The organism is Lentzea sp. NPDC102401 (assembly GCF_044765805.1).
Classification (GTDB): domain Bacteria; phylum Actinomycetota; class Actinomycetes; order Mycobacteriales; family Pseudonocardiaceae; genus Lentzea; species Lentzea sokolovensis.
Map to the genome: position 1 here is coordinate 100,793 of NZ_JBIWKS010000023.1, position 26,561 is coordinate 127,353.

Below are 26,561 nucleotides of genomic sequence, written 5' to 3' on the forward strand. Positions count from 1 at the left end.
TCCTGCTTGGCCAGGGGATCTCTCGTGGGATCTCAAAGGGGTGTAGCTCAACTGGCAGAGCAGCGGTCTCCAAAACCGCAGGTTGCAGGTTCAAGTCCTGTCGCCCCTGCTGTCGAAGCGCGTCATGGGTGGAGTGGAGGCACGGCATGAGCGAGGGCCGCGAGCAGGACCAGCCGGAGGAGCGCGAAGGCGCTGTCCGGCCGTCCACTGCTGCGGCGCGACGTGAACGTCGTGCCTCCTCCCGCCCGGCCGCCCGCAAGGACGGCAGCAGCGCCGAGTCGAAGAAGAGCGTCGCCAAGTCCGAGGAGTCGGACGAGGACGCGAAGAAGGGTCGCCCGACCAAGACCCGTGAAGGGCAGGAGAAGCGTCCCTCGCTGATCGGGCGAGGCTTCCGCTACCTCCGCGAGGTCGTCAGCGAACTCCGCAAGGTGATCTGGCCGACGCGCAAGCAGCTCGTCACCTACACCGGCGTCGTGCTGGTGTTCGTGGTCTTCATGGTTGCGCTGGTGTGGGCTCTCGACCTCGGCTTCGGCGCGGCTGTTTTCGAGTTGTTCGGCTAAGCCGCACAGCTGCCGCTGCAATCAGGAAGCGAGATCCACAGTGACCTCCGATAACGGCGTCGACGCCCAGGAGAAGACCGACCTCATCGACGACGAGGTGTCCGAGGACACCGCTGCCGACGAGACGGTCGAGTCGGAGGCTGTGGACTCCGAGGCCACTGACACCGCGGACGAGAGCGACGAGTCCGACGAGGCCGTCGCCTCCGAAGACGGCGACGTTCTCGCGATCGACGAGACGCCGATCGACGAAGAGCCCGAGGACCCCGCCGAAGAGCTGCGCCAGGCCCTGCGCCGCGCGCCCGGCGACTGGTACGTCGTGCACTCGTACGCGGGCTACGAGAACAAGGTCAAGGCGAACCTCGAGACTCGTATCCACACGCTCGACATGGAGGACTACATCTTCCAGGTCGAGGTGCCGACCGAAGAGGTCACCGAGATCAAGAACGGCCAGCGCAAGCTGGTGCAGCGCAAGGTGCTGCCCGGCTACATCCTGGTCCGCATGGAGCTCACCGACGCGTCCTGGAGCGCCGTCCGCAACACGCCGGGCGTCACCGGGTTCGTCGGAGCCACCTCGAAGCCCTCGCCCCTCACGATCGACGAGGTGCTGAAGTTCCTGCTCCCGCAGCAGGAGCAGAAGCCGGCCGAGGGCAAGAAGGCCGCCTCCACCACCGTGTCGAAGCCGACCATCGAGGTCGACTTCGAGGTCGGCGAGTCGGTCACCGTCATGGACGGCCCGTTCGCCACGCTGCCCGCCACCATCAGCGAGGTCAACGCGGACGGCCAGAAGCTGAAGGTCCTGGTGTCGATCTTCGGCCGGGAGACGCCGGTCGAGCTGTCGTTCAGCCAGGTCTCCAAGATCTGAGCGGTCTCCTTCACCGGATGACCGATCGGCCACGCTGCGGCTGGCAGAGCCGCGCGCGGACACTGCAATAACAGGAAGTACGGACAATGCCTCCCAAGAAGAAGAAGCTGTCAGCGATCATCAAGCTGCAGATCAAGGCTGGTGCCGCCAACCCGGCGCCTCCCGTTGGTCCCGCGCTGGGTCAGCACGGCGTCAACATCATGGAGTTCTGCAAGGCCTACAACGCCGCGACCGAGTCGCAGCGCGGTCAGGTCGTGCCGGTTGAGATCTCCGTGTACGAAGACCGCTCGTTCGACTTCAAGCTGAAGACCCCGCCGGCCGCGCGACTCATCCTCGCCGCCGCTGGTGTCGACAAGGGATCGGGCGAGCCCCACCGCGTCAAGGTCGCCAAGGTGACCATGGAGCAGGTGCGCAGCATCGCCCAGGTCAAGATGGTCGACCTGAACGCGAACGACATCGACCAGGCCGCGAAGATCATCGCCGGCACCGCCCGTTCCATGGGCATCACGGTCGAAGGCTGACCACACCCTCTTTTTAGCAAGCGTGGGAGAGCCGAGCGCGGCTCATTCACCACGAACTGATCCACGAAGGACAGAGTTATGAAGCGCAGCAAGGCCTACAAGGCCGCAGCAGAGCTGGTGGACCGGGAGCGGCTGTACTCGCCGCTCGAGGCCGCCAAGCTCGCCAAGGAAACGTCCAAGGTGAAGCTGGACGCGACCGTCGAGGTTGCGATCTGCCTCGGCGTCGACCCTCGCAAGGCCGACCAGATGGTCCGCGGCACCGTGAATCTGCCGCACGGTACGGGCAAGACCGCCCGCGTGATCGTCTTCGCAACCGGTGACAAGGCCGCTGAGGCCGAGGCCGCCGGTGCGGACGCCGTTGGCTCCGAGGACCTGATCGAGCGCATCCAGGGTGGCTGGCTCGACTTCGACGCCGCGATCGCGACCCCCGACCAGATGGCCAAGGTCGGTCGCATCGCCCGCATCCTGGGCCCGCGTGGCCTGATGCCGAACCCGAAGACGGGCACCGTGACCCCCGAGGTCGCGAAGGCCGTCAACGAGATCAAGGGCGGAAAGATCAACTTCCGCGTTGACAAGCAGGCCAACCTGCACTTCGTCATCGGCAAGGTCTCGTTCGACTCCGAGAAGCTGGTCGAGAACTACGCGGCCGCGCTGGACGAGATCCTCCGTGCGAAGCCGTCCGCGGCCAAGGGCCGGTACGTCAAGAAGGTCGTCGTCTCCACGACGATGGGCCCCGGCATCCCGGTCGACCCGAACCGCACCCGCAACATGCTGGTGGACGAGGCCTGAGCCTCCCCGGTTCCAGCTTGAACTGAGAAAGGCCCCCGGTTCGCCGGGGGCCTTTCTGCTGTCTCAGTGCTGGAACGTCTGCCGGTAGTCGCTCGGGGACTTCCCCACCAGCTTCAGGAAGTGGTGGCGGAGGTTGTTGGACGTACCGATGCCGCTCAGGCCCGCGATCTTCTCCACGGACAGGCTGGTGGACTCCAGCAACGCCTGCGCCCGCGCGACGCGTTCGTTGAGCAGCCACTGCAACGGTGTCGTGCCGGTCGCGGCCTGGAGCTTGCGGTAGAAGGTCCGCGGGCTCATCGCGGCCCTGCGTGCCAGGTCGTCGATGGTCAGCGGTTCGTCGAGACGGGTGCGTGCCCAGTCGAGTGCCGATTCCAGGCTTTCGCTGTTGTCCGGAGGGATCGACAGGTCGATGACCTGGCTCCGGCTTCCCGGGCGGTGCCCCGGCACGATCATCCGGCGAGCCAGTTGGTCGGCGACGTGGGCGCCCAGGTCGCGGCGCACCAGGTGTAGGCAGAGGTCGAGCCCGGCGGTCATGCCCGCACTGGTCAGCACATCCCCCTCGTCGACGTAGAGCACCGAGTCGTCGACCTCGATCTTCGGATGGCGCTCGGCCAGCAGAGCGGTGTGCATCCAGTGCGCGGTCGCCCTGCGACCGTCGAGCAGGCCGGCCGCGGCCAGTGCGTACGCCCCGACGCACTGGGAGACGATCCGCGCACCGTTGTCGTGAGCCTTGCGCAGCGCGGAGACCAGTTCCGGTGGCACGGGCGCGTTGTCCTCGATCACCTCTTCCGGCACCCACGACACGAAGACGGTGTCCGCGTGCACGACGTCATCGAGGCTGTGGGTCGTGTGCAGGGTGAATCCGGGACCGGTGCCTCGCGTGCTGGATCCGGTGCCGCACAACCACAACTCGTACCAGGGGTCGGCGAGGTCGGGCTGTGGCGTGCCGAAGACCGCGGCGGGGATGCCCAGCTCGTAGAGGTCGGCGACGCCGAAGTCGGTGGGCACGATCAGGGCGACGGAGCCGGCACTCATGGGATCCAGCCTATGGCAGGAATTTGGTGATAGGGGTCATTCCGGTCACTGGTCGAGTTGATCACGCGCGGCGAAGCTGGACCCATGACTTCTGAAGCGATCACCGTGCTGGGGCTGGGCAATCTTGGGCGTGCGCTGGCGGAGACGTTTGTGCGGGCGGACCGTGCTGTGACGGTCTGGAACCGGTCCGCAGGGAAGGCCGAGGGGCTTGCGGCGACCGTCGCGAGCACTGCGGCGGACGCGGTGGCGGCAAGTGGACTCGTGGTCGTTGCGATGCTCGATCATCAAGCGGCACAACAGGTTCTGGCTGGCGTCGACGTGCGCGGGAAGGCGTTGGTGAACCTCACCTCCGGCACTCCTGACGACGCTCGTGAGCTGGCTGGGTGGGCTGCGGCGAACGGAGCCGAGTACCTGCACGGTGCGGTGTACGCGGTGCCCCAGACGATCGGCACCGACGCGTCGTCGATCATCTACAGCGGATCCGCGGTTGTGCATGAGCGGTGGCAGAAGTCGTTGGCGCAGCTGGGGAAGGTCACGTTCCTCGGGGGCGACGCCGGTCGCGCCTCCGGGTACGACGTGGCGATCCTATCTGGGATGTACGGGCTGCTCGGCGGGTTCCTGCACGCGGCCGCGCTGGCGCGAGCCAACGGGATCGACGTCGGTGAGCTCACGCCGATGTTGTTGTCGTGGCTGACCGATCTTCAGCCCGCGCTGACCACGTTCGCGGGGGAGATCGACGGCGGGAGTTACGCCGGTGGGGAGTCGAGCCTGGCGATGAACCAGTCGGGGCTGGCCACGTTGATCCGCGCGGCTCGGGCGCAGGGCGTGCCGTTCGCCGGACTCGACGCGTTCAAGGCGTTGGTCGATCGGCAGGTTTCCGAAGGGCGCGGGGAGGAGAGCCTCGCCCGCGCCGTCGAGTCCTTCTAGCCGCAGGTGCTTTCGGACCAGTCGGTGATGACCCAGCCCGCGTTGATCTTCTCGACCACGAACGTGCCGAGGCGCGGGCCGCCCTCGACGGTCAGGGCGCAGGAGTCGATGGTGACCTTGGTGGTGGTCGGCGTCTTGAGCATGTCCGGCGGGAACATGACCTGCTGGTACTTGTCGACGCTGGTGACCTTGGACTTCAGGGTCTTGACCGCGGCCGCGCAATCGCTTGCGCCTTGAGCGTTCGCGAACTTCTGCCGGGTGTCGTCGCGCAGGAAGAGCGTGCAGGCGCGGGTCGTGTCGGCGAACGACACGTGCTTGTAGAACATGCCGACGGTGCCCTGCAGGCCGGCCGGTGCGGACAGGCCCTGCGCCGCGCCCGTCACGCCGCCGCTGTCCTGGGCGATGTCGCCGGGATCGTCGACGCCGAAGAAGTGGTTGTAGGCCCAGACGGCGGAGAAGACGACGAGCAGGAAGAAGAGCGCCCGCCAGAAGATGCCGCTGCCGAGCACGACGAGCCACCAGCGCTTGCCGCCGGGTTGCTTCGGGGCCTGGGGTGCCTGGCCCGTCGCCTCCTGGTAGCGCTGGTACTCCTGGAAGCGCTGGAACTCCTGGAACTGCCGCAGCTGCTCCGGATCCACCTGCGGGGCGGGCGGCTGCGGCTGCGGCTGGCGGGGCGCGAGGTCCTTGCCGGGCTCGTCGGTCACAGGTCACATCATGCCGATTTGGAACGGCGGTACACAGTCGAGTACTGTTTTGCCTGGTTCTACCGAAGACCGCAGGTGTTCTCCCCAGGGAGAGCGAAGGCCCCGTTGCAACACGGGCGGCCCGCGCAGGGAGGACGAGGTCAGTCTTACGACGCCCCGTGCTGCTTGTGCGCGAGGGCGTTTTTGTTGTTTCGGAGCCTTCTCACCAGGGGTCTAACCCAGCCCAGAGAGGAGGCGATCATGGCGAAGCCCACGAAGGTTACGGCGGTCGCTGAGCTCGCGGATTCGTTCCGCACCAGCTCGGCAGCGGTTGTCACTGAGTACCGTGGCCTCTCCATGGCGCAGCTCACCACGCTGCGTCGCGCTCTCGGCGCGGGCACCAAGTACACCGTCGCGAAGAACACGCTCGTCAAGCTCGCTGCTGCGGACGCCGGTGTGGAGGGCCTCGAGGCCCTTCTGTCCGGTCCGACCGCCATCGCGTTCGTCGAGGGCGAGCCCGTCGACGCCGCCAAGGCGATCCGCGACTTCGCGAAGGACAACAAGGCCCTGATCATCAAGGGCGGCTACATGGATGGCCGCCCGCTCTCGGTCGACGAGGTCACCGCTATCGCGGACCTCGAAACCCGTGAGGTGCTGCTCGCGAAGCTCGCGGGCGCGATGAAGGGCAACCTGGCCAAGGCCGCGGGTCTGTTCAACGCCCCGGCTTCCCAGGTCGCTCGCCTGGCTGCTGCCCTGCAGGAGAAGAAGGCCGCCGCGGCTCCCGCCGCCGAAGCCGACGCTCCCGCCGAAAGCTGATCACCCAAAGACACGCCCGACGCTTTCGCGCGGGAGATTAGAAAGGACCGCCGATCATGGCGAAGCTCAGCACCGAAGAGCTGCTCGACGCGTTCAAGGAGATGACCCTCCTCGAGCTGTCCGAGTTCGTGAAGCAGTTCGAGACGACCTTCGAGGTCACCGCCGCGGCGCCCGTCGCCGTTGCCGCCGCCGGTCCCGCCGCGGCTGCCGAAGAGGCCGAGGAGCAGACGGACTTCAACGTCGTCCTCGAGTCCGCGGGCGAGAAGAAGATCCAGGTCATCAAGGTCGTCCGCGAGGTCGTCTCGGGCCTGGGCCTGAAGGAGGCCAAGGAGCTCGTCGAGTCCGCTCCGAAGGCGATCCTCGAGGGCGTGGCGAAGGACGTTGCCGACGCCGCCAAGGAGAAGCTCGAGGCTGCGGGCGCCAAGATCACCGTCAAGTGATCCTTGCCCCCTCGGGGGCTGGCGTTTTGCCTTGTAGTGCTTGAACGGGCGTGTATCCCCTTTGTTGGGGGTGCACGCCCGTTTTGTGTTCTGCGGCTGTTGTGGGTGGTCGCCTTGTGGGTGGCCGTTCTGTTGCGTGCTTCCCCTGGGGGCTCTGCCCCCAGACCCCCGGCAATCTGATCGGGGGGTGGCGCCCTCGGCGGGTAGATGGCACGCCTGTTGCTTTGGGCGGCTGCCTGTTTCGTAGTGGGGTTGCGTTGGCGGTGGGGCCCCGTCACGAGCCGAACCAAGAGCGGGCCACATGCGAGAAGGGGTGTCAAACGGACGAAAAGCGTGTCCGTTTGACACCCCTTCTCGCATGCAGCAAGAGCTGTGGTGCGACTCGTGACGGGACCCCACCGCCGGGCCCGCTCGGTAGGACGGCTCGCCTTCGGCTTCGCGTGTTGGTTGTGTTTGGGGTCACATTGGTCTCGTAATTATCGGCTGGCAGGCAGTGGTCCAGGGGCTCGTGCCCGTTTTGCGAGGTCACACTGTGTGGTGTTATCTGAACGCAACCGCCATTAGGCCAACTGGTGAGTAACCTGCCGCGAACGAACTCGTTGCCCAGGTGTGACGCCGATCGCTGCGGCGTCCTCGGGCGTGTGCGGAGGTGCGGATGGGCGTCGAGGTGGTCGTCGAGGGTCTGACCAAGTCCTTCGGCAAGCAGACCATCTGGCAGGACGTCACGCTCACGTTGCCGCCGGGTGAGGTCAGCGTGATGCTCGGGCCTTCCGGTACCGGCAAGAGCGTGTTCCTGAAGTCGCTGGTGGGGCTGCTCAAGCCGGAGCAAGGCAAGATCATTATCAATGGGACGGATCTGGTTCGGTGCTCTGAGCACCGGTTGTACGAGATTCGGAAGATGTTCGGCGTGCTGTTCCAGGACGGTGCGTTGTTCGGGTCGATGAACCTGTACGACAACATCGCGTTTCCGCTGCGGGAGCACACTCGCAAGACGGAGGCCGAGGTTCGGCGGATCGTCCTCGAGAAGATGGAGATGGTCGGTCTCGTCGGGGCGGAGAAGAAGCTGCCCGGTGAGATCTCCGGCGGTATGCGCAAGCGGGCTGGTCTTGCCCGTGCGCTGGTGCTCGACCCCGAGATCATTTTGTGCGACGAACCCGACTCCGGGTTGGACCCGGTTCGCACGGCGTACCTCAGCCAGTTGCTGATCGACCTGAACGCCCAGATCGACGCGACCATCCTGATCGTCACGCACAACATCAACATCGCTCGTACCGTGCCGGACAACCTGGGGATGTTGTTCCGGCGCGAGCTCGTCATGTTCGGGCCGCGCGAGGTGCTGCTGACCAGTGACGAGCCCGTTGTCGAGCAGTTCCTCAACGGGCGGCGGCTCGGGCCCATCGGCATGTCCGAGGAGAAGGACACGGCCACGATGGCGGCCGAGCAGGCTCATGCGGACGCCGGGCACTCGGACGGTTCCACGTCCGAGGACGTCCGGGGGATCATCCCGCAGATCGAGCCGACGCCAGGGCTGCCGTTCCGGGACGCCGTGCGGCGGCGCAAGGACCGGGTCATGTCGATCATCCATCAGCTGCCCCACCAGGCTCAGCAGGGGATCGTCGAGAGCCTCACGACTGAGGAGCAGGTGCGGTACGGCGTGCACGCCGGTGCGCCGGCGGTGGCGCCCACGCCCAGCCCCTGGCCTCGGCAGGGTGGTGTGCTGTGACCACGCAGACCTCGTTCCCCGGCGCTGGTGCGCTGCGGGAGACCGGGAAGTTGTGCCAGCTCGGGATCGACGTCGTGCGGACCACGTTCCGGCGGCCGTTCCAGCTTCGCGAGTTCATTCAGCAGAGTTGGTTCATCGTCAGCGTGACGGTGTTGCCGACTGCGCTGGTGTCCATTCCGTTCGGCGCGGTCATCGCGTTGCAGCTCGGGTCGCTCACGCGGCAGATCGGTGCGCAGTCGTTCACGGGTGCGGCCAGCGTGCTCGCGATCATTCAGCAGGCCAGTCCGATCGTGACGGCGCTGCTGATCGCGGGGGCCGGTGGCTCGGCGATCTGTGCGGATCTCGGCTCGCGGACGATTCGCGAAGAGATCGACGCGATGGAAGTGCTCGGTGTCTCGCCGATCCATCGGCTCGTCGTGCCGCGGGTGCTTGCCGCGATGTTGGTGTCCGTGCTGCTCAACGGCATGGTCAGCGTCGTCGGCGTGCTCGGTGGCTACTTCTTCAACGTGATCATGCAGGACGGCACGCCGGGCGCGTACCTCGCGAGTTTCTCCGCGTTGGCGCAGCTGCCGGACCTGTGGATCAGTGAGTTGAAGGCGCTGATCTTCGGGTTCATCGCGGGCATCGTGGCCGCGTACCGGGGGCTCAACCCCGCCGGTGGACCCAAGGGCGTGGGTGACGCGGTGAACCAGGCCGTGGTCATCACGTTCCTGCTGCTGTTCTTCGTCAACTTCGTCCTCACCACGATCTACCTGCAGGTCGTGCCCGCGAAGGGGAGCTGATGGCGAACAAGGTGCTGTCCACTCTGGACGGGTTCGGCGACCAGCTGTCGTTCTACCTCAAGGCGCTGGCCTGGACGCCCCGCGCGTTGAAGCGGTACTCCAAGGAGACGATGCGGCTGCTGGCCGAGGTCAGCTTCGGGTCGGGGGCGCTCGCGGTCATCGGCGGCACGATCGGCGTGATGGTCGGGCTGTCCGTGTTCACCGGGACCGTCGTCGGTCTTCAGGGCTTCACGGCGTTGAACCAGATCGGTACGTCTGCCTTTGCCGGGTTCGTGTCCGCCTACTTCAACACCCGTGAGATCGCCCCGCTCGTGGCGGGACTGGCGTTGTCGGCGACGGTGGGCTCCGGGTTCACGGCACAGCTCGGCGCCATGCGGATCTCCGAGGAGATCGACGCGCTGGAGGTCATGGGCATTCCCAGCCTGCCGTTCCTGGTGACGACGCGGATCATCGCCGGGTTCGTCGCGATCATTCCGCTGTACGTGATCGGGCTGCTGACGAGTTACCTGGCGGCGAGAACGATCACCGTGGAGTTCTACGGACAGTCGGCGGGCACGTACGACCACTACTTCAACCTGTTCCTACCGCCGATCGACGTGCTCTGGTCGTTCGGCAAGGTGCTGGTCTTCGCGGTCGTGATCATCATGACCCACTGCTACTACGGCTACCGCGCGTCCGGCGGTCCGGCCGGTGTCGGCGTGGCGGTCGGGCGCGCGGTGCGGACCGCGATCGTCACGACGGCGCTGCTCGACTTCTTCCTGAGCCTCGCGATCTGGGGCGCTACGACGACGGTGAGGATCGCCGGATGATGCCGAACAGATTGGCACCGCGCGTGCTGGGCATCGCCTTCCTTCTCGCGATCGCCATGTTCCTGTCGCTCACGGTGGCGCTCTACAAGGACGCCTTCGGCGACTACGTGAAGGTCACGCTCAAGACCGACCACATCGGCAACCAGCTGCAGACCGCGAGCGACGTCAAGGTGCGCGGGCTGATCGTCGGCTCGGTGAAGGCCGTCCGCACCAGCGGCGAAGGTGCCGAGCTGGAGCTGGCGCTGCTACCGGACAAGGTCGAGCAGATCCCGTCCAACGTCAGCGCGCGACTGCTGCCCAAGACGTTGTTCGGGGAGCGGTACGTGAACCTCGTGCTGCCGCAGCAGAAGAGCGCTGCCATCACCCAGGGCGCCGTCATCGAGCAGGACCGGACGAGCAGCGCGATCGAGCTCGAACGCGTGCTGGACAACCTGATGCCGGTGCTGCAGGCGATCCAGCCGGAGAAGCTCGCCACCACGCTGACCGCGTTGTCGCAGGCGCTCGACGGCCGCGGCAAGCCGCTCGGCGAGACGCTGGTGTCGCTGGACTCCTACCTCGGCGAGCTCAACCCGCAGCTGCCGGCGTTGAAGGAGAACATCTCCAAGCTCGCGGACGTCTCGAACGTCTACGCGGACGCCGCGCCGGACCTGCTGCAGGCGCTCAACGACATGACCACGACGACCAAGACCGTCGTCGACCAGCGGGAGAACCTGCTGGCGCTCTACGGCTCGCTGACCACGACGTCGCAGGACGTCACCAGCTTCGTCACGGTCAACAAGAACAACATCATCGCGCTCGCCGACACCGGCCGCCCGACGCTGGAGCTGCTCGCGAAGTACGCGCCCGAGTACCCGTGCCTGCTCAAGGGGCTCGCGGAGTTCGAACCGGTGATCAGCAAGGCGTTCGGCGAGGGCACCAACGAGCCCGGCCTGCACATCACGCTGGAGATCACGCAGAACCGCGGCAAGTACAAGCCGAACCTCGACGAGCCCGAGTACAAGGACAAGCGCGGGCCCCGTTGCTACGACCTGATCCCGCGGCCGAACCCGTTCCCGCAGTACCCGCCGGAGGGCCCGGTGCAGGACGGGTCGAGCTCGCCGCCACCCGCCCGCGTCGCGAACGACGGCGTCCTGCCGCCGGCCAACGCGGGCAACGTGACGGTGCCGCAGTCAGCTGACGTGCTGCGGCTCGCCAACTCGCCGGAGGAGGCCAGGTTGATCGCGGCTCTCTTCGGCCCGCGCGTCGGCGTCGACCCGCAGGACATGCCCGGCTGGTCGAGCCTGCTGCTCGGGCCACTGGTTCGCGGGACGGAGGTGACCGTCAAGTGAAGGGCGTCCTCGCTCCGCTGCTCAAGCTGATCGCCTTCGCGGTGGTCACGATCCTCGCCACGTCGCTGCTCGCGATCACCATCGCCAACGTGAACCTGGCCAGTGCCACCGAGTACAAGGCCCAGTTCACCGACGTCACCGCGCTGAACGAGGGCGACGACATCCGCATCGCCGGCGTCCGCGTCGGGCAGGTCGACGGCATCAAGGTCGTCGACCGCAAGACCGCCGAGGTGGAGTTCTCGATCGACGGCGACCGCAAGCTCCCCGAGGCCGTGACCGCGACGATCAAGTACCGCAACCTGGTGGGGCAGCGGTACATCGCGCTGGAGTCCGGCACCGGTGACACCAGGGCCGTGCTGGCCGAGGGCGGCACGATCCCGTTGGAGCGCACCAAGGCCGCTCTGGATCTGACGGTGCTGTTCAACGGCTTCAAGCCGCTCTTCCAGGCGCTGTCGCCCGACGACGTGAACAAGCTGTCGTTCGAGATCATCCAGGTGCTGCAGGGAGAGGGCAGCACCATCGACAGCCTGCTCCAGCACACGGCCTCGCTGACCAGCACGCTGGCGAGCAAGGACAAGGTGATCGGCGACGTCGTCGACAACCTCAACACCGCGCTGGAGACCGTGAACTCGCGCGACGAGGACTTCAACAACCTCGTGATCACGTTGCAGACGCTGGTGTCCGGGCTCGCTCAGGACCGCCAGCCGATCGGTGACGCGATCACGGCGCTCGGCGACCTGACGCAGGCCACCTCCGGGCTGCTGGAGCAGGGCCGCGAGCCGTTGCGCAACGACATCGCGCAGCTCGGCATCGTCTCGAAGACGCTGGGGGACAACGAGGTGCTGGTCGACCGGATGCTTCAGCGCCTGCCCAACAAGCTGGAGACGATCACGCGGACCGCGACCTACGGCTCGTGGTTCAACTTCTACCTGTGCGAGGCCAGCGGCCAGGTCGCCGTGCCGCCGGTCATCAACAACCCGATCCCGATCACGGCGTTGCCGGTGACACAGCAGAGGTGCCGCCGATGAAGACGTCCAACCCGATCCGGACCGGCGCGATCAGCCTGACACTGATCGCCCTGCTGCTGCTGGCCGCGTTCTACTCCGACGACCTGCCGATCGTCGGCGGTGGCACGAGCTACGCCGCGGACTTCAGCGAGGCCGCGGGACTGGTGCCGGGCAACGAGGTCCGCGTCGCCGGCGTGAAGGTCGGCAAGGTCACCAAGGTCAAGCTCAACGGCGACAAGGTGCGGGTGACGTTCAAGGTCAAGGACGCCTGGGTGGGCGACCGGACGACCGCGATGATCCGCATCAAGACGCTGCTGGGCCAGAAGTTCGTGGCGCTGGACCCGCAGGGCACCCAGCCGCTCTCGCCCGGCAACCCGATCCCGAAGGAACGCACGCTCGCGCCGTACGACGTGAACGAGGCGTTCAACGGGCTCGCGACCACGGTCGGGCAGATCGACACCAAGCAGCTCGCGGACAGTTTCACGGTCCTCTCGGACACCTTCAAGAACTCGCCGGAGCACGTCCGGGGCGCGCTGGACGGCCTGTCCGCGTTGTCGAAGACGATCTCCTCGCGGGACGAGCAGCTGGCGAAGCTCCTGGACAACACCAGGCAGTTGACCAAGACGCTCGCGGACCGCAACGCGGAGTTCGAGAAGCTCCTGTCGGACGGCAACCTGCTGCTCGGCGAGCTGCGCAAGCGCCGCGAGTCGATCAGCGCCCTGCTGACCGGAACGCGCGACCTGGCCCGTGAGCTCAGCGGTCTGGTGAACGACAACCAGAACCAACTCAAGCCGGCCTTGGAGCAGCTCGGCCGGGTCACCACGATCCTGGAGCGCAACCAGGAGAACCTCGACCGCAGCCTCGCGCTGATGGCGCCGTTCTACCGGGTGTTCGCGAACACCCTGGGCAACGGCCGGTGGTTCGACACCTACATCTGCGGTCTGCTGCCGCCCTCGGTGAACCTCGGCGTCGTCGGGTTCAACGAGGAAGGCTGCCTGCCTCCGGGGGTGCAGCGATGACTGAAGTCGCCCACAAGAATTCAACACAGAGCAAGGTCGGGCGGTTCATCGCGATCGCGTGCGTGCTCGCGCTGGTCGTCACGGCCGGGCTCTGGTGGGTCTTCAACGGGATGAACGGGCGCAAGGTCACCGCGCACTTCGCTGCGGCCGTCGGCGTCTACCCCGGCGGTGACGTGCGGATCCTGGGCGTGAAGGTCGGCACGATCGACGAGGTCACCCCCGAGGGCAAGACGGTCAAGGTCGTGTTCACCGTCGACCGCGACGTGCGGGTGCCGGAGAACGCGCAGGCCGTCGTGGTCTCGCCGAGCGTGGTCAGCGACCGGTACGTGCAGCTCGCGCCTGCCTACACCGGCGGGCCGACGCTGGCCGACGACGCCGTGATCCCGCGCGAGCGCACCGCGACGCCGGTCGAGCTGGACGAGCTGTACTCATCGCTCGACAAGCTCACGACCGCGCTGGGCCCCAACGGAGCGAACGCCGACGGGGCGTTGGCGGACCTGCTGAACTCGGCGGCCGCGAACCTCGAGGGCAACGGCCAGGCGCTCAACGACACGTTGCGCAACCTCGGTCAGGCCACCCGCACGCTGTCGGGGTCCAAGGAGGACCTGTTCGCCACCGTCGACAACCTGCAGAAGTTCACCGCGATGCTGGCGGCCAACGACAGTCAGGTGCGCGACTTCAACAAGCAGCTCGCGGACGTGTCGAAGATGCTCGCGGACGAACGCGGGGATCTGGGAGCGGCTTTGAGCGAGCTCGCGACCGCGCTGGGACTCGTGCAGGGGTTCATCAAGGACAACCGCGAGGTGCTCAAGTCCAATGTGGACAAGCTCGCCTCGATCACGCAGGTGCTCGTGAACCAGCGGGCGGCTTTGGCCGAGACGCTCGACGTCGCCCCGCTGGCCCTGGGCAACCTGCAGAACTCCTACAACGCGGCGTCCGGCACGCTCGACACCCGCGCGAACATCAACGAGCTGAACCAGCCGCCGATCGTGCTGATCTGCAAGCTGATCCAGCAGGCGACGCCGAACAACGTGCCGCCGGTGCTGACGAACACCTGCAAGCAGCTGGAGCCGATCCTGACCGGCGCGATCCCGCTGAAGCCGCCGGCCGAGATCATCAGCGACCTGAACGCGGGCAAGCTGCCGTTGCCCCTGCCGCTCGCGGGGGTGCCCCAGTGAGGAAGCTGGTCGTAGGGCTGACGGCGTCGTTGGTGCTCGTGTCGGGCTGTGGTTCCGGCGGGTTCGACGGCGTCTACAACCTGCCGCTGCCAGGTGGCGCCGACGTCGGTGATCACCCGTATCGGGTCAAGGCGCAGTTCAAGGACGTGCTGGACCTGGTGCCGCAGGCGGGCGTGAAGGTCAACGACGTGCCGGTCGGGCGGGTCGAGCAGATCGACCTGGCCGGCGACGGCTGGACCGCCGAGGTGACCATGCTGGTCAACGGCGACGTGCAGCTGCCGGCGAACGCGTTCGCGAAGCTGCGTCAGTCCGCGTTGCTGGGCGAGAAGTTCGTGGAGCTCGGGAAGCCTGCCAAAAATGATCAAACACAGGGGGATCCCGGGCGTCTCGCCGACAACGCCATGATCCCGTTGGACAGGACCAACCGGAACCCCGAGGTCGAAGAGGTCTTCGGGGCGTTGTCGATGCTGCTCAACGGCGGTGGTGTCGCGCAGCTGCAGAACATCACCAAGGAGCTCAACGCGGCGATGCAGGGCAACGAGAAGGAGATCCGCTCGTTGCTCGGCAACCTCAACACGTTCGTCGGGGAGCTCGACAAGCACAAGGCGGAGATCGTCCGCGCGCTCGACTCGATGAACCGGCTGGCCGGGACCCTGGCGCAGCAGCGCGAGAAGATCGCGGTGGCGTTGACGGACCTGGAGCCCGGCCTGAAGGTGCTGGCCGAGCAGCGCACACAACTCGTGACGTTGCTGCAGTCGTTGGACAAGCTCTCCGACGTCGCGACGGACACGGTGAACAGGAGCCGTGACGACATCGTGGCGGACCTGAAGGCGTTGCAGCCGACGCTGACCAAGCTCGCCGAGTCGGGGCAGAACCTGCCGAAGTCGCTGGAGCTGCTGCTGACCTACCCGTTCCCGGACGAGGCGGTCGACGGCATCAAGGGCGACTACACCAACGCGTTCATCGACCTCGACCTGAACCTCGGCACGGTGCTCGACAACCTCGGGCGGTCGCGGCAGTCGCCGATCGACTCGCTGATCCCGTCGCAGGGCACGCCGTTGCCGATGCCGAACATCCCGCTGCCGAACCTCGGGCAGGGCACCGGGTCCGGGCTGGGCGACCTGCTCGGCGGGCTGCTGGGAGGTGGTCGCAAGTGATCCTGCGGTCGACGAAGCTCAAGATCGGCGCGTTCGTGCTGGTCGCGTTGCTGGGCATCTCGTACGTCAGCGCGACCTACGTCGGTCTGTTCAAGTCGGCGTCCACGGTCGTGACGATGCAGCTCGCGGACTCGGGCGGCATCTTCACCAACGCCGAGGTGACCTATCGCGGCGTGACGATCGGCCGGGTCGGGCAGCTGCGGCTGACGTCCGACGGCATCGAGGTCGACCTGGAACTCGACTCGGACGCGCCGCGCGTGCCCGCCGAGACCGAGGCCGTCGTCGCGAACCGGTCTGCCGTCGGTGAGCAGTACGTCGACCTGCGGCCGAAGAGCGACGGCGCGCCGTACCTGGAGGCGGGGTCGGTCATTCCGCGCTCGGCCACCAAGACACCGCCGCCCGTCGACGGTCTGCTGTCCAATTTGGACGCTTTCGCGTCGTCGGTGCCCACGGACTCGTTGCGGACGGTCGTCGACGAACTGCACACGGCGTTCAGCGGGACCGGTGGCGACCTGCAGGTGCTGATCGACAACACCGCGGCGTTCACCGCGGCCGCCAAGGAACATCTGCCGCAGACCACGCGGTTGCTGCAGGACGGGCGGATCGTGCTGGCCACGCAGGCCGCCTCCGGTGGCGCGATCCGGTCGTTCAGCGGTGACCTGCGGCTGCTCGCCGAGCAGCTGAAGGCCTCCGACGGCGACCTGCGGCGGTTGATCGTGGCCGTGCCGCCGGCGTCCGAGCAGGTGTCGGCGTTGCTCAAGGAGAGCGGGCCGAACCTCGGGGTGGTCTTCGCGAACCTGCTGACCACGTCGAACATCCTCGTGACCAGGCGCGATGGTTTGGAACAGATCGCGGTGACGTACCCCATCGCCGTCGGCGGCGGCTTCTCCGTGGCGCCAGGTGACGGGTCGGCGCACTTCGGGCTCGCGTTGAACGTGTTCGACCCGATGCCGTGCACGGTCGGGTACGAGGGCACGACGATCCGTCCCGGTGGAGACACCTCGGCCGCGCCGCTGAACACGCAGGCGTACTGCGCTCTCGCGCGCGGGTCGGCGACCTCGGTGCGAGGCTCGCAGAATGCGCCGTACGGTGGAACGCCGACCACGCCGGTCGGCAACGCGACGACGCAGCCGGGCCAGGAACCGACAACGGGCCAGGCCGCGCCGGAGTTGCCGTTGCTGACGTCACTGGGCCAGCTGCTCGGTCTGCCAGAGGGGAAGAAGTAGTGCGGGTCTTCACGGTGGCCGCCGCGGTCTTCGCGGTGGTGGCGTTCGTGTTCGCGGTGTTCAGCGGCTTCGTCTGGTACTCGGCTGCCAGTTCGTCGGAGTCCTCGTACGCCGCCACGCGCGACGACGCCCTGCGGTCCGGCCAGGTCGGCATCACGAACTTCCTGACCCTGGACTACCAGAAGGTCGACGAGGACCTCCAGCGCTGGCTCAACTCGTCCACCGGCGACCTGCGCGCGGAGATCGACAAGGACAAGGACTCGCGCAAGAAGCAGCTGGTCGACGCCAAGTCGGTGACGACGTCGAAGGTCCTGGACGCCGCGATCACCGAACTGGACGACCGCGCGGGCAGCGCGTCGATGATCGCCGTCGTCGAGAGCACCGTGACCCCCGCCGAGGGGCAGAAGGTCACCAAGATCAACCGGTACCTGACCAAGCTCACCCGCACCGAGGACGGCTGGAAGCTGAGCCAGCTGGGTCCGCTGCGGGCAGGCGTCTGATTCCGCCAGAGCTGATTGGAACGAGTGCACGTGCCTCCATCCCGCCGCCGCCCGATCCCCACTCCGCCCGCAGGAGGCCGCCCGAAGGTGGCCGGCCTGAACCGGCGCGCGGCCGCCGACCCCGCGGTCGAGCCGGCCGCGGAGCCCGTGGTCGAGGACGTGACGCAGGAGGCTGTCACGCCTGAGGCCGTGCCGTCGGAGGTCGTGCCTGAGCCGGTGGCCGAAGAGGCAGAGCTCAAGGCTCCGGAGGCCCTCGACTGGACGCCGCCGGCCGCGCCCGGGAAGAAGACTGCCGCCGCTCAGAAGTCCGAGCCGGTCGCTGCCGTCGAGGAGGCCGAGCCGACAGAGGAGAAGCCCGCCCAGAAGACCGGCAAGGTCGCCTGGGTGCTGCCGGTGGCCCTGGTGCTCGTGGGGCTGCTGCTGGCGGGCCTGGGCACGTTCTTCCTGGTGAAGTCGCGGTCGGTGTCGTACGACGCCGCCCTGGTCGACTCAGCCACCACCTCGGCGGTGAACGGCCAGATCCGCGAGGCCGTGGAGAAGTCGTTCTCGTACAACTTCGCCGACGTGGAGTCCACCGAGAAGGCGGCCAAGGAACTGCTCACCGGCAAGGCCCTGTGCCAGTACAACGCCGTGTTCGGCCCGGTGAAGGAAGTGGCGCCGCAGCAGAAGCTCGTCGTGACGGTCCGTGTGGTGTCCTCTGCCGTGTCGTCCCTCAAGGACGGACGAGCCACCGTCCTGGTCTTCGCCGACCAGGTCACCACCCGCACCACCGACAACCAGTCGGGCGGCGGCACCGCCATGCTCCGCGTGAGCGCGATCGACGACGGCGGCCGCTGGAAGATCGACAACATGGAGATGTTCGGGGCGACGGCGGAGCAGAACCGCCAAATGCAGGGCTGCTGACCGCACGCGGGGCCCCGACGTCCGCTCCAACCGCACGAAAGCTCCCCGCGTGCGCTGCTGACCGCGCCTCTATGACGGTCGTTTGGGGCGGGCCGGTGACGGGTACTCGATCTCCGCCAGCTAAGATCAACTCTGCCGTGAGGTCGTCAGAACAGCCTGAGAAGCACCGCTGAGACCCCCTCCGCCAGCCCCGACACGCGTGATCTCGGTCACAGCTAATCCTGTGGCGCTCTGTAAGTTCACTTGAAGCCGTCAACTTCCCACCAAAACGGCCGTACACGTGTTTGTGCAGGTCAAATGGGTGACTTCGAGTAAAGAGCGCTCCATCCAGAGGGTGGATCGGCCCGCAACATCTTGACTGCGCGCTCATGCAGGGTCACTCTGTCGGTGAGCAAGAGGAGGGTCCTTCCAGGTGCCTCTCGACAGTCGCCGTGCGTGTGGCTAGACTGCCCCTTTGCGCTGCCCATTTTCCGCTTGCCCTTCGCCGAGAGCGTGGATTAGTCGAGCAGCGCCGCACCCTTGACAGCCGTGCTAGTTCGCTCTAGCCAGCTATTTGTCCCTGGAAGGACGCATCTTGGCGATCTCTCGCGCGACCAAGGCCACTGCTGCGACCAACTCCACGTCGGGGATCCCTGGAGCGCCGAAGCGGGTCTCGTTCGCGAAGATTAACGAGCCGCTTTCGACGCCCAACCTGCTTGACCTGCAGATCCAGTCCTTTGAGTGGCTGACCGGCGACGAGGCGTGGTTCCAGCGCCGCGTCGACGCCGGCGACGAGACCCCGACGGGCGGCCTCGAAGAGGTCCTCAACGAGATCTCGCCGATCGAGGACTTCTCCGGCTCCATGTCACTGTCCTTCTCCGACCCGCGCTTCGACGAGGTCAAGGCCTCGACCGAAGAGTGCAAGGACAAGGACATGACGTACGCGGCACCGTTGTTCGTCACGGCGGAGTTCACCAACCACACCACTGGCGAGATCAAGAGCCAGACGGTGTTCATGGGTGACTTCCCGATGATGACGAACAAGGGCACGTTCATCATCAACGGCACCGAGCGCGTGGTGGTCTCCCAGCTCGTGCGCTCGCCCGGTGTGTACTACGACACCGCGGTCGACAAGACGACCGACAAGGACGTCTTCAGCGTCAAGATCATCCCGTCCCGGGGTGCTTGGCTGGAGTTCGACGTCGACAAGCGCGACACCGTCGGTGTCCGCATCGACCGGAAGCGTCGCCAGCCGGTGACGGTGCTGTTGAAGGCTCTGGGCTGGAGCACGGAGCAGATTCGCGAGCGGTTCGCGTTCAGCGAGACGTTGCTGACCACGCTCGAGAAGGACCACACCGCGGGTACCGACGAGGCGTTGCTCGACATCTACCGCAAGCTGCGTCCGGGCGAGCCCCCGACGAAGGAGTCGGCGCAGGCCCTGCTGGAGAACCTGTTCTTCAAGGACAAGCGCTACGACCTGGCGAAGGTTGGCCGGTACAAGGTCAACAAGAAGCTGGGCCTGGACACCGAGATCAACACGGGTGTCCTCACCGAGGACGACATCGTCACGACGATCGAGTACCTCGTTCGCCTGCACGCCGGCGAGACGATGATGGACGCCGCCGCCGGCGGTGACGTTCCCGTCGAGGTCGACGACATCGACCACTTCGGCAACCGTCGCCTCCGCACGGTCGGCGAGCTGATCCAGAACCAGATCCGCGTCGGTCTGTCCCGCATGGAGCGCGTCGTCCGCGAGCGCATGACCACGCAGGACGTCGAGGCCATCACGCCGCAGACCCTGATCAACATCCGTCCCGTCGTGGCGGCGATCAAGGAGTTCTTCGGCACCTCGCAGCTGTCGCAGTTCATGGACCAGACCAACCCGCTCGCGGGTCTGACCCACAAGCGCCGCCTGTCGGCACTGGGTCCCGGTGGTCTGTCCCGTGAGCGCGCCGGCATGGAGGTCCGCGACGTCCACCCGTCGCACTACGGCCGCATGTGCCCGATCGAGACGCCGGAAGGCCCGAACATCGGCCTGATCGGTTCGCTCTCGAGCTACGCGCGGGTCAACCCGTTCGGTTTCATCGAGACGCCGTACCGCAAGGTCACCGACGGCCGGGTCACCGAGCAGATCGACTACCTGACCGCGGACGAGGAAGACCGCTTCGTCAAGGCGCAGGCGAACTCGCCGACCGACGAGGACGGCAACTTCACCGACGACCGCGTCCTGGTCCGCAAGAAGGGCGGCGAGGTCGAGTTCATCGACCCGACCGACGTCGACTACATGGACGTCTCGCCGCGCCAGATGGTGTCGGCCGCGACCGCCATGATCCCGTTCCTCGAGCACGACGACGCGAACCGCGCCCTGATGGGTGCGAACATGCAGCGTCAGGCCGTGCCGCTGCTCCGCTCCGAGTCGCCGCTCGTCGGCACCGGCATGGAGCTGCGCGCCGCCGTCGACGCCGGTGACGTCGTCGTCGCGAAGAAGACGGGTGTGGTCGAGGAGGTCTCCGCCGACTACATCACCGTCATGGCCGACGACGGTGCGCGCAACACCTACGCGCTGCACAAGTTCCGTCGCTCGAACCAGGGCACCTGCATCAACCAGAAGCCCATCGTCAACGAGGGCGACCGGATCGAGGCGGGTCAGGTCCTGGCCGACGGTCCTTGCACCGAGAACGCCGAGATGGCGCTCGGCAAGAACCTGCTCGTGGCGATCATGCCGTGGGAAGGCCACAACTACGAGGACGCGATCATCCTGTCGCAGCGCCTCGTGCAGGACGACGTTCTCACCTCGATCCACATCGAGGAGCACGAGATCGACGCCCGCGACACGAAGCTCGGCGCCGAGGAGATCACCCGGGACATCCCGAACGTCTCCGAAGAGGTCCTGGCCGACCTGGACGAGCGCGGCATCATCCGCATCGGTGCCGAGGTCCAGCCCGGCGACATCCTCGTCGGCAAGGTCACGCCCAAGGGCGAGACCGAGCTGACGCCGGAGGAGCGCCTGCTCCGCGCGATCTTCGGTGAGAAGGCGCGCGAGGTTCGCGACACGTCGCTCAAGGTGCCGCACGGTGAGTACGGCAAGGTCATCGGCATCCGCGTCTTCTCGCGTGAGGACGACGACGAGCTGCCTCCGGGCGTGAACGAGCTCGTCCGCGTCTACGTGGCCCAGAAGCGCAAGATCCAGGACGGCGACAAGCTCGCCGGCCGCCACGGCAACAAGGGCGTCATCGGCAAGATCCTCCCCGCGGAGGACATGCCGTTCCTCGAGGACGGCACGCCGGTCGACATCATCCTGAACACGCACGGTGTGCCGCGGCGTATGAACATCGGCCAGGTGCTGGAGACCCACCTCGGGTGGATCGCCAAGCAGGGCTGGAGCATCAACGGGGACCCGGACTGGGCGAAGAACCTGTCCGAGGACCTGATGGATGTCGAGCCCGGCACCAAGACCGCGACCCCCGTGTTCGACGGCGCGAAGGAAGAGGAGATCACGGGCCTGCTCGGCTCGACGATCCCGAACCGCGACGGCGAGCGCATGGTCAAGGAGAACGGGAAGGCGCAGCTCTTCGACGGCCGCTCCGGCGAGCCGTACCCGTTCCCCGTGTCGGTCGGCTACATGTACATCCTGAAGCTGCTGCACCTGGTGGACGACAAGATCCACGCGCGTTCGACCGGCCCGTACTCGATGATCACGCAGCAGCCGCTGGGTGGTAAGGCGCAGTTCGGTGGTCAGCGTTTCGGTGAGATGGAGTGCTGGGCGATGCAGGCGTACGGCGCCGCATACACCCTGCAGGAACTTCTCACCATCAAGTCCGACGACGTGCTCGGCCGCGTGAAGGTCTACGAGGCCATCGTCAAGGGCGAGAACATCCCGGAACCCGGTATCCCGGAGTCCTTCAAGGTGCTGCTCAAGGAGCTGCAGTCGCTCTGCCTCAACGTCGAGGTCCTGTCTTCGGACGGTGCCGCGATCGAGATGCGCGACGGCGACGACGAGGACCTGGAGCGCGCGGCCGCGAACCTCGGCATCAACCTGTCGAGGTCCGAGTCGCCCTCCGTGGACGACGTCGTCAACTAGTCACCTCGCCGGTCGGTGAAGGGCTGCCTCCGAGCCAAAAATCGGGCGCAGTCCTTCGCTGGCCCTCCGACCAGCTCCTTTGCCACCGATCTAAAAAGGGGAAGAGAGTAGACGTGCTCGACGTCAACTTCTTCGATGAGCTCCGCATCGGACTCGCGACGGCGGACGACATCCGCCAGTGGTCCTTCGGCGAGGTCAAGAAGCCCGAGACCATCAACTACCGCACGCTCAAGCCTGAGAAGGACGGCTTGTTCTGCGAGAAGATCTTCGGTCCCACCCGGGACTGGGAGTGCTACTGCGGCAAGTACAAGCGCGTTCGCTTCAAGGGCATCATCTGTGAGCGCTGCGGCGTCGAGGTGACCCGTGCGAAGGTGCGTCGTGAGCGCATGGGCCACATCGAGCTCGCCGCTCCCGTCACGCACATCTGGTACTTCAAGGGCGTCCCCAGCCGGTTGGGCTACTTGCTCGACCTGGCCCCCAAGGACCTCGAGAAGATCATCTACTTCGCCGCCTACGTCATCGTGGGCGTGAACGCGGAGCTGCGCCACAACGACCTGCCGACGCTCGAGAGCGAGATGCAGGTCGAGCGCAAGCGCGTCGAGAACCGTCGCGACGCCGACGTGGAGGCCCGCGCCCAGAAGCTCGAGGCCGACCTGGCCGAGCTCGAGGCCGAGGGTGCCAAGTCCGACGTGCGCCGCAAGGTCAAGGAGGGTGGCGAACGTGAGATGCGCCAGCTCCGCGACCGCGCCCAGCGCGAGCTGGACCGCCTCGACGAGATCTGGTCCACGTTCACCAAGCTCGAGCGCGCTCAGCTGATCGCGGACGAGCTGCTCTACCGCGAGCTGTACGACCGCTACGGCGACTACTTCACCGGTGCCATGGGCGCGGAGGCCATCCAGAAGCTTCTGGGTGACTACGACGTCGACGCCGAGTCCGAGATCCTGCGGGAGACCATCCGCAGCGGCAAGGGCCAGAAGAAGCTGCGTGCGCTCAAGCGCCTCAAGGTCGTTGCCGCCTTCCAGGCGACCCGCAACAACCCGCAGGGCATGGTCCTGGACTGCGTCCCGGTCATCCCGCCGGACCTGCGCCCGATGGTGCAGCTCGACGGTGGCCGTTTCGCGACGTCCGACCTGAACGACCTGTACCGCCGCGTCATCAACCGCAACAACCGGTTGAAGCGACTGATCGACCTCGGCGCGCCCGAGATCATCGTCAACAACGAGAAGCGGATGCTGCAGGAGGCCGTCGACGCGCTGTTCGACAACGGCCGCCGCGGCCGCCCGGTCACCGGTCCCGGTAACCGCCCGCTGAAGTCGCTGTCCGACCTGCTCAAGGGCAAGCAGGGCCGGTTCCGTCAGAACCTGCTCGGCAAGCGCGTCGACTACTCCGGCCGTTCGGTCATCGTGGTCGGCCCGCAGCTCAAGCTGCACCAGTGCGGTCTGCCCAAGCAGATGGCGCTCGAGCTCTTCAAGCCGTTCGTGATGAAGCGGCTCGTGGACCTCAACCACGCGCAGAACATCAAGTCCGCCAAGCGGATGGTCGAGCGTGCGCGCCCGGCCGTGTGGGACGTGCTGGAAGAGGTCATCACCGAGCACCCGGTGCTGCTCAACCGCGCACCCACGCTGCACCGCCTCGGCATCCAGGCCTTCGAGCCCCAGCTGGTCGAGGGCAAGGCCATCCAGCTGCACCCGCTGGTCTGTGAAGCGTTCAACGCCGACTTCGACGGTGACCAGATGGCAGTCCACCTGCCGCTGTCCGCCGAGGCGCAGGCTGAAGCCCGCGTCCTGATGCTGTCGTCGAACAACATCCTGTCCCCGGCGTCCGGCAAGCCGCTGGCCATGCCGCGTCTGGACATGGTGACGGGCCTGTACCACCTGACCCGTCACAAGGTCGGCGACATCGGCGAGGGTCACTCGTACTCGTCGCCCGCCGAGGCCCTGATGGCGTTCGACCGCAAGGTCCTGGGCCTGCAGGCGATGGTGAAGATCCGTGTCTCCGACAAGAACCCGCCCAAGGGCCAGGAGCCCGAAGGCTGGGAGCCCGGTCAGCCGTGGCTCGCGGAGACCACGCTGGGTCGCGTGTTGTTCAACGAGATCCTGCCGCAGGACTACGCCTTCATCAACGAGGTCATGCCCAAGAAGCGGCAGGCCATCATCATCAACGACCTCGCCGAGCGCTACCCGATGGTCACCGTCGCCCGGACGCTGGACAAGCTGAAGGACGCCGGTTTCCACTGGGCCACCCGTTCCGGTGTGACCGTTGCGATCTCGGACGTTCTCGTGCCCGCGGCGAAGCAGGACATCCTCGAGGAGCACGAGCGCCTCGCGGACGCCGTCGAGAAGCGCTACCAGCGCGGTCAGCTCTCGCACGACGAGCGCAACTCCGAGCTGGTCAAGGTGTGGACCAAGGCCACCGAGCAGGTCCACGAGATCATGGAAGACAACTTCCCCGAGGACAACTCGATCCGCGTCATCGTGCAGTCCGGCGCCGCCGGCAACATGACGCAGGTCCGTTCGCTCGCGGGTATGCGTGGTCTCGTCACCAACCCGAAGGGTGAGTACATCCCGCGCCCGATCAAGAACTCGTTCCGCGAGGGCTTGTCGGTGCTCGAGTACTTCATCGCGACGCACGGTGCCCGCAAGGGTCTGGCCGACACCGCGCTGCGTACCGCCGACTCGGGTTACCTGACCCGTCGTCTGGTGGACGTCTCGCAGGACGTCATCATCCGCGAGGTCGACTGCGGTACCACCCGTGGCGTGCAGATGACCGTCGGCGAGCAGCTGGGCGACAAGGTCGGCATGCACGAGTTCGCGCAGACCTCGGTCTACGCCCGCACGGTGGCGGACGACATCACCGACGCGCAGGGCAACCTGGTCCTGAACCGCGGCGACGACCTCGGCGACCCGGCACTCGTGTCGCTGGTCGAGGCCGGCATCCTCCGCGTGAAGGTGCGTTCGGTGCTGACCTGCGAGTCCCCGGTCGGTGTGTGCGCGTCCTGCTACGGCCGCTCGATGGCGACCGGCCAGCTGGTCGACGTCGGCGAGGCCGTCGGCATCGTCGCCGCCCAGTCGATCGGTGAGCCCGGAACGCAGCTGACGATGCGTACGTTCCACCAGGGCGGTGTGGCCGGTGACGACATCACGACCGGTCTGCCCCGTGTCCAGGAGCTCTTCGAGGCCCGCGTCCCGAAGGGCAAGGCGCCGATCGCCGACGTGGACGGTCGCGTCCGCATCGAGGACGGCGACCGCTTCTGGAAGATCACGCTGATCCCGGACGACGGCTCCGAGGAGATCGTGTTCGAGAAGCTGTCCAAGCGTCAGCGTCTCGCCAACACGGCCACCGGCCCGCTGCAGGACGGCGACCACGTGTCCGTCGGCCAGCAGCTGCTGGAAGGTACTCCTGACCCGCACGAGGTCCTGCGTGTCATGGGCCCGCGCGAGGCGCAGCTGCACCTCGTGGGCGAGGTCCAGAAGGTGTACCGCGCCCAGGGTGTGGCGATCCACGACAAGCACATCGAGGTCATCGTCCGGCAGATGCTCCGCCGGGTCACGATCATCGACTCCGGTGCGACCGAGTTCCTCCCCGGATCTCTGGTCGAGCGCGCGGACTTCGAGTCCGGCAACCGCGCTGTCGTCGCCGAGGGTGGCGAGCCGGCCGCCGGCCGTCCGGTGCTGATGGGTATCACGAAGGCCTCGCTGGCGACCGACTCCTGGTTGTCCGCGGCGTCGTTCCAGGAGACCACCCGCGTGCTGACCGACGCTGCCATCAACGGGCGTTCGGACAAGCTCATCGGTCTCAAGGAGAACGTGATCATCGGTAAGTTGATCCCGGCTGGTACTGGGATCAACAGGTACCGGAACATCCAGGTTCAGCCGACTGAGGAGGCGCGGGCTGCTGCCTACGCGATTCCTTCTTACGACGACGGGTACTACACGCCTGACGTCTTCGGTACTGGAACTGGTGCCGCGGTGCCGCTGGACGACTACGACTTCGGTCGGGATTACCGGTAGTTGATCTGGCTGATTTAGCTGAACGGCCCCTGGAGCTTCTTGCTCTGGGGGCCGTTTGTTTGGTCGCGGCTGTTGTGGGTGGTCGCCTTGTGTTCCGCGGCCGGGCGGGTGGTCACCTTGCGGGCGGCCAGCTTGCGTTGGGTGCTTCCCCTGGGGGCTCTGCCCCCAGACCCCCGGCAATCTGATCGGGGGGTGGCGCCGTGGGTGGGTTGATGGCACGCCTGTT

Annotated in this window: 22 protein-coding genes and 1 tRNA gene; 21 read left to right on the plus strand and 2 right to left on the minus strand. The window is 66.8% G+C overall.

Annotation, left to right across the window (positions count from 1 at the left end; translation table 11 throughout):
* Positions 1 to 36: 36 nt before the first annotated feature.
* From ACIRG5_RS46410 to rplA, 5 genes are all read left to right on the plus strand, one after another.
* Positions 37 to 109: transfer RNA gene (locus ACIRG5_RS46410), tRNA-Trp, on the plus strand.
* A 37-nt stretch (positions 110 to 146) separates the two neighbouring features.
* Positions 147 to 560 (plus strand): preprotein translocase subunit SecE, encoded by a 414-nt coding sequence (gene secE / locus ACIRG5_RS46415; protein ID WP_319976890.1) that lies wholly within the window; start codon positions 147 to 149, stop codon positions 558 to 560.
* A 40-nt stretch (positions 561 to 600) separates the two neighbouring features.
* Positions 601 to 1,422, plus strand: a complete 822-nt coding sequence (gene nusG, locus ACIRG5_RS46420) for a transcription termination/antitermination protein NusG (RefSeq protein ID WP_402917574.1) — start codon at positions 601 to 603, stop codon at positions 1,420 to 1,422.
* 86 nt (positions 1,423 to 1,508) lie between these two features.
* Entirely contained in the window at positions 1,509 to 1,943 is a 435-nt protein-coding gene (gene rplK, locus ACIRG5_RS46425; RefSeq protein WP_030478269.1) for a 50S ribosomal protein L11, read from the plus strand.
* Between the two features lie 78 nt (positions 1,944 to 2,021).
* Positions 2,022 to 2,732 (plus strand): 50S ribosomal protein L1, encoded by a 711-nt coding sequence (gene rplA, locus ACIRG5_RS46430; RefSeq protein ID WP_093606345.1) that lies wholly within the window; start codon positions 2,022 to 2,024, stop codon positions 2,730 to 2,732.
* 63 nt (positions 2,733 to 2,795) lie between these two features.
* On the opposite strand, the gene ACIRG5_RS46435 is transcribed toward rplA, so the two are convergent.
* Positions 2,796 to 3,767, minus strand: coding sequence for a helix-turn-helix domain-containing protein (locus tag ACIRG5_RS46435; RefSeq protein WP_402917579.1), 972 nt, complete (start codon positions 3,765 to 3,767; stop codon positions 2,796 to 2,798).
* Between the two features lie 84 nt (positions 3,768 to 3,851).
* Between ACIRG5_RS46435 and ACIRG5_RS46440 the strand changes: the two genes are divergently transcribed.
* Positions 3,852 to 4,694 carry an NAD(P)-dependent oxidoreductase gene (locus ACIRG5_RS46440; RefSeq protein ID WP_402917582.1) on the plus strand — a complete coding sequence of 281 codons (843 nt, stop codon included), beginning with the start codon at positions 3,852 to 3,854 and terminating at the stop codon, positions 4,692 to 4,694.
* On the opposite strand, the gene ACIRG5_RS46445 is transcribed toward ACIRG5_RS46440, so the two are convergent.
* Positions 4,691 to 5,398: a hypothetical protein gene (locus ACIRG5_RS46445; RefSeq protein WP_402917585.1), complete on the minus strand. Its 708-nt coding sequence runs from the start codon at positions 5,396 to 5,398 to the stop codon at positions 4,691 to 4,693. The two genes, ACIRG5_RS46440 and ACIRG5_RS46445, sit on opposite strands and share 4 nt — an antisense overlap.
* Positions 5,399 to 5,638: 240 nt before the next feature.
* On the opposite strand from ACIRG5_RS46445, the gene rplJ reads away from it, so the two are divergent.
* The 15 genes from rplJ to ACIRG5_RS46520 all read left to right on the plus strand — a co-directional run bounded on the left by rplJ (position 5,639) and on the right by ACIRG5_RS46520 (position 26,335).
* Entirely contained in the window at positions 5,639 to 6,193 is a 555-nt protein-coding gene (gene rplJ / locus ACIRG5_RS46450; protein WP_093606340.1) for a 50S ribosomal protein L10, read from the plus strand.
* A 56-nt stretch (positions 6,194 to 6,249) separates the two neighbouring features.
* Positions 6,250 to 6,633: a 50S ribosomal protein L7/L12 gene (gene rplL, locus ACIRG5_RS46455; RefSeq protein ID WP_090065888.1), complete on the plus strand. Its 384-nt coding sequence runs from the start codon at positions 6,250 to 6,252 to the stop codon at positions 6,631 to 6,633.
* A gap of 655 nt (positions 6,634 to 7,288) precedes the next feature.
* Positions 7,289 to 8,356 (plus strand): ABC transporter ATP-binding protein, encoded by a 1,068-nt coding sequence (locus ACIRG5_RS46460; RefSeq protein ID WP_402917589.1) that lies wholly within the window; start codon positions 7,289 to 7,291, stop codon positions 8,354 to 8,356.
* Positions 8,353 to 9,138 carry an ABC transporter permease gene (locus ACIRG5_RS46465; RefSeq protein WP_319976898.1) on the plus strand — a complete coding sequence of 262 codons (786 nt, stop codon included), beginning with the start codon at positions 8,353 to 8,355 and terminating at the stop codon, positions 9,136 to 9,138. The genes ACIRG5_RS46460 and ACIRG5_RS46465 overlap by 4 nt, the downstream gene beginning before the upstream one ends.
* The gene (locus ACIRG5_RS46470) at positions 9,138 to 9,947 is read left to right on the plus strand and encodes an MlaE family ABC transporter permease (RefSeq protein WP_402917592.1); all 810 of its coding nucleotides are present in this window, start codon (positions 9,138 to 9,140) and stop codon (positions 9,945 to 9,947) included. The genes ACIRG5_RS46465 and ACIRG5_RS46470 overlap by 1 nt, the downstream gene beginning before the upstream one ends.
* Complete coding sequence (locus ACIRG5_RS46475; RefSeq protein WP_402917595.1) at positions 9,944 to 11,275, plus strand: MCE family protein; 1,332 nt, start codon at positions 9,944 to 9,946, stop codon at positions 11,273 to 11,275. The genes ACIRG5_RS46470 and ACIRG5_RS46475 overlap by 4 nt, the downstream gene beginning before the upstream one ends.
* Positions 11,272 to 12,303 (plus strand): MCE family protein, encoded by a 1,032-nt coding sequence (locus ACIRG5_RS46480; protein ID WP_402917598.1) that lies wholly within the window; start codon positions 11,272 to 11,274, stop codon positions 12,301 to 12,303. The genes ACIRG5_RS46475 and ACIRG5_RS46480 overlap by 4 nt, the downstream gene beginning before the upstream one ends.
* Complete coding sequence (locus ACIRG5_RS46485) at positions 12,300 to 13,301, plus strand: MCE family protein (protein ID WP_402917601.1); 1,002 nt, start codon at positions 12,300 to 12,302, stop codon at positions 13,299 to 13,301. The genes ACIRG5_RS46480 and ACIRG5_RS46485 overlap by 4 nt, the downstream gene beginning before the upstream one ends.
* Positions 13,298 to 14,479, plus strand: coding sequence for an MCE family protein (locus tag ACIRG5_RS46490; protein ID WP_402917604.1), 1,182 nt, complete (start codon positions 13,298 to 13,300; stop codon positions 14,477 to 14,479). The genes ACIRG5_RS46485 and ACIRG5_RS46490 overlap by 4 nt, the downstream gene beginning before the upstream one ends.
* The gene (locus tag ACIRG5_RS46495; protein ID WP_402917607.1) at positions 14,476 to 15,636 is read left to right on the plus strand and encodes an MCE family protein; all 1,161 of its coding nucleotides are present in this window, start codon (positions 14,476 to 14,478) and stop codon (positions 15,634 to 15,636) included. The genes ACIRG5_RS46490 and ACIRG5_RS46495 overlap by 4 nt, the downstream gene beginning before the upstream one ends.
* The gene (locus ACIRG5_RS46500; RefSeq protein ID WP_402917610.1) at positions 15,633 to 16,862 is read left to right on the plus strand and encodes an MCE family protein; all 1,230 of its coding nucleotides are present in this window, start codon (positions 15,633 to 15,635) and stop codon (positions 16,860 to 16,862) included. The genes ACIRG5_RS46495 and ACIRG5_RS46500 overlap by 4 nt, the downstream gene beginning before the upstream one ends.
* Positions 16,862 to 17,362: a hypothetical protein gene (locus ACIRG5_RS46505; protein WP_402917613.1), complete on the plus strand. Its 501-nt coding sequence runs from the start codon at positions 16,862 to 16,864 to the stop codon at positions 17,360 to 17,362. The genes ACIRG5_RS46500 and ACIRG5_RS46505 overlap by 1 nt, the downstream gene beginning before the upstream one ends.
* A gap of 87 nt (positions 17,363 to 17,449) precedes the next feature.
* The gene (locus ACIRG5_RS46510; RefSeq protein ID WP_402917616.1) at positions 17,450 to 18,265 is read left to right on the plus strand and encodes a hypothetical protein; all 816 of its coding nucleotides are present in this window, start codon (positions 17,450 to 17,452) and stop codon (positions 18,263 to 18,265) included.
* A gap of 574 nt (positions 18,266 to 18,839) precedes the next feature.
* Entirely contained in the window at positions 18,840 to 22,325 is a 3,486-nt protein-coding gene (locus ACIRG5_RS46515; RefSeq protein WP_402917618.1) for a DNA-directed RNA polymerase subunit beta, read from the plus strand.
* 113 nt (positions 22,326 to 22,438) lie between these two features.
* Positions 22,439 to 26,335, plus strand: coding sequence for a DNA-directed RNA polymerase subunit beta' (locus tag ACIRG5_RS46520; RefSeq protein WP_402917621.1), 3,897 nt, complete (start codon positions 22,439 to 22,441; stop codon positions 26,333 to 26,335).
* The last annotated feature ends 226 nt before the right edge of the window (positions 26,336 to 26,561 follow it).

Bases quoted from the DNA above. Each gene is read 5' to 3' on its own strand.
- ACIRG5_RS46440 (WP_402917582.1), top strand. From the start codon at position 3,852: ATGACTTCTGAAGCGATCACCGTGCTGGGGCTGGGCAATCTTGGGCGT.
- ACIRG5_RS46435 (WP_402917579.1), bottom strand. From the start codon at position 3,767: ATGAGTGCCGGCTCCGTCGCCCTGATCGTGCCCACCGACTTCGGCGTC.
- rplL (WP_090065888.1), top strand. From the start codon at position 6,250: ATGGCGAAGCTCAGCACCGAAGAGCTGCTCGACGCGTTCAAGGAGATG.
- ACIRG5_RS46460 (WP_402917589.1), top strand. From the start codon at position 7,289: ATGGGCGTCGAGGTGGTCGTCGAGGGTCTGACCAAGTCCTTCGGCAAG.
- ACIRG5_RS46475 (WP_402917595.1), top strand. From the start codon at position 9,944: ATGATGCCGAACAGATTGGCACCGCGCGTGCTGGGCATCGCCTTCCTT.
- ACIRG5_RS46490 (WP_402917604.1), top strand. From the start codon at position 13,298: ATGACTGAAGTCGCCCACAAGAATTCAACACAGAGCAAGGTCGGGCGG.
- rplA (WP_093606345.1), top strand. From the start codon at position 2,022: ATGAAGCGCAGCAAGGCCTACAAGGCCGCAGCAGAGCTGGTGGACCGG.
- rplJ (WP_093606340.1), top strand. From the start codon at position 5,639: ATGGCGAAGCCCACGAAGGTTACGGCGGTCGCTGAGCTCGCGGATTCG.
- ACIRG5_RS46470 (WP_402917592.1), top strand. From the start codon at position 9,138: ATGGCGAACAAGGTGCTGTCCACTCTGGACGGGTTCGGCGACCAGCTG.
- ACIRG5_RS46485 (WP_402917601.1), top strand. From the start codon at position 12,300: ATGAAGACGTCCAACCCGATCCGGACCGGCGCGATCAGCCTGACACTG.
- rplK (WP_030478269.1), top strand. From the start codon at position 1,509: ATGCCTCCCAAGAAGAAGAAGCTGTCAGCGATCATCAAGCTGCAGATC.
- secE (WP_319976890.1), top strand. From the start codon at position 147: ATGAGCGAGGGCCGCGAGCAGGACCAGCCGGAGGAGCGCGAAGGCGCT.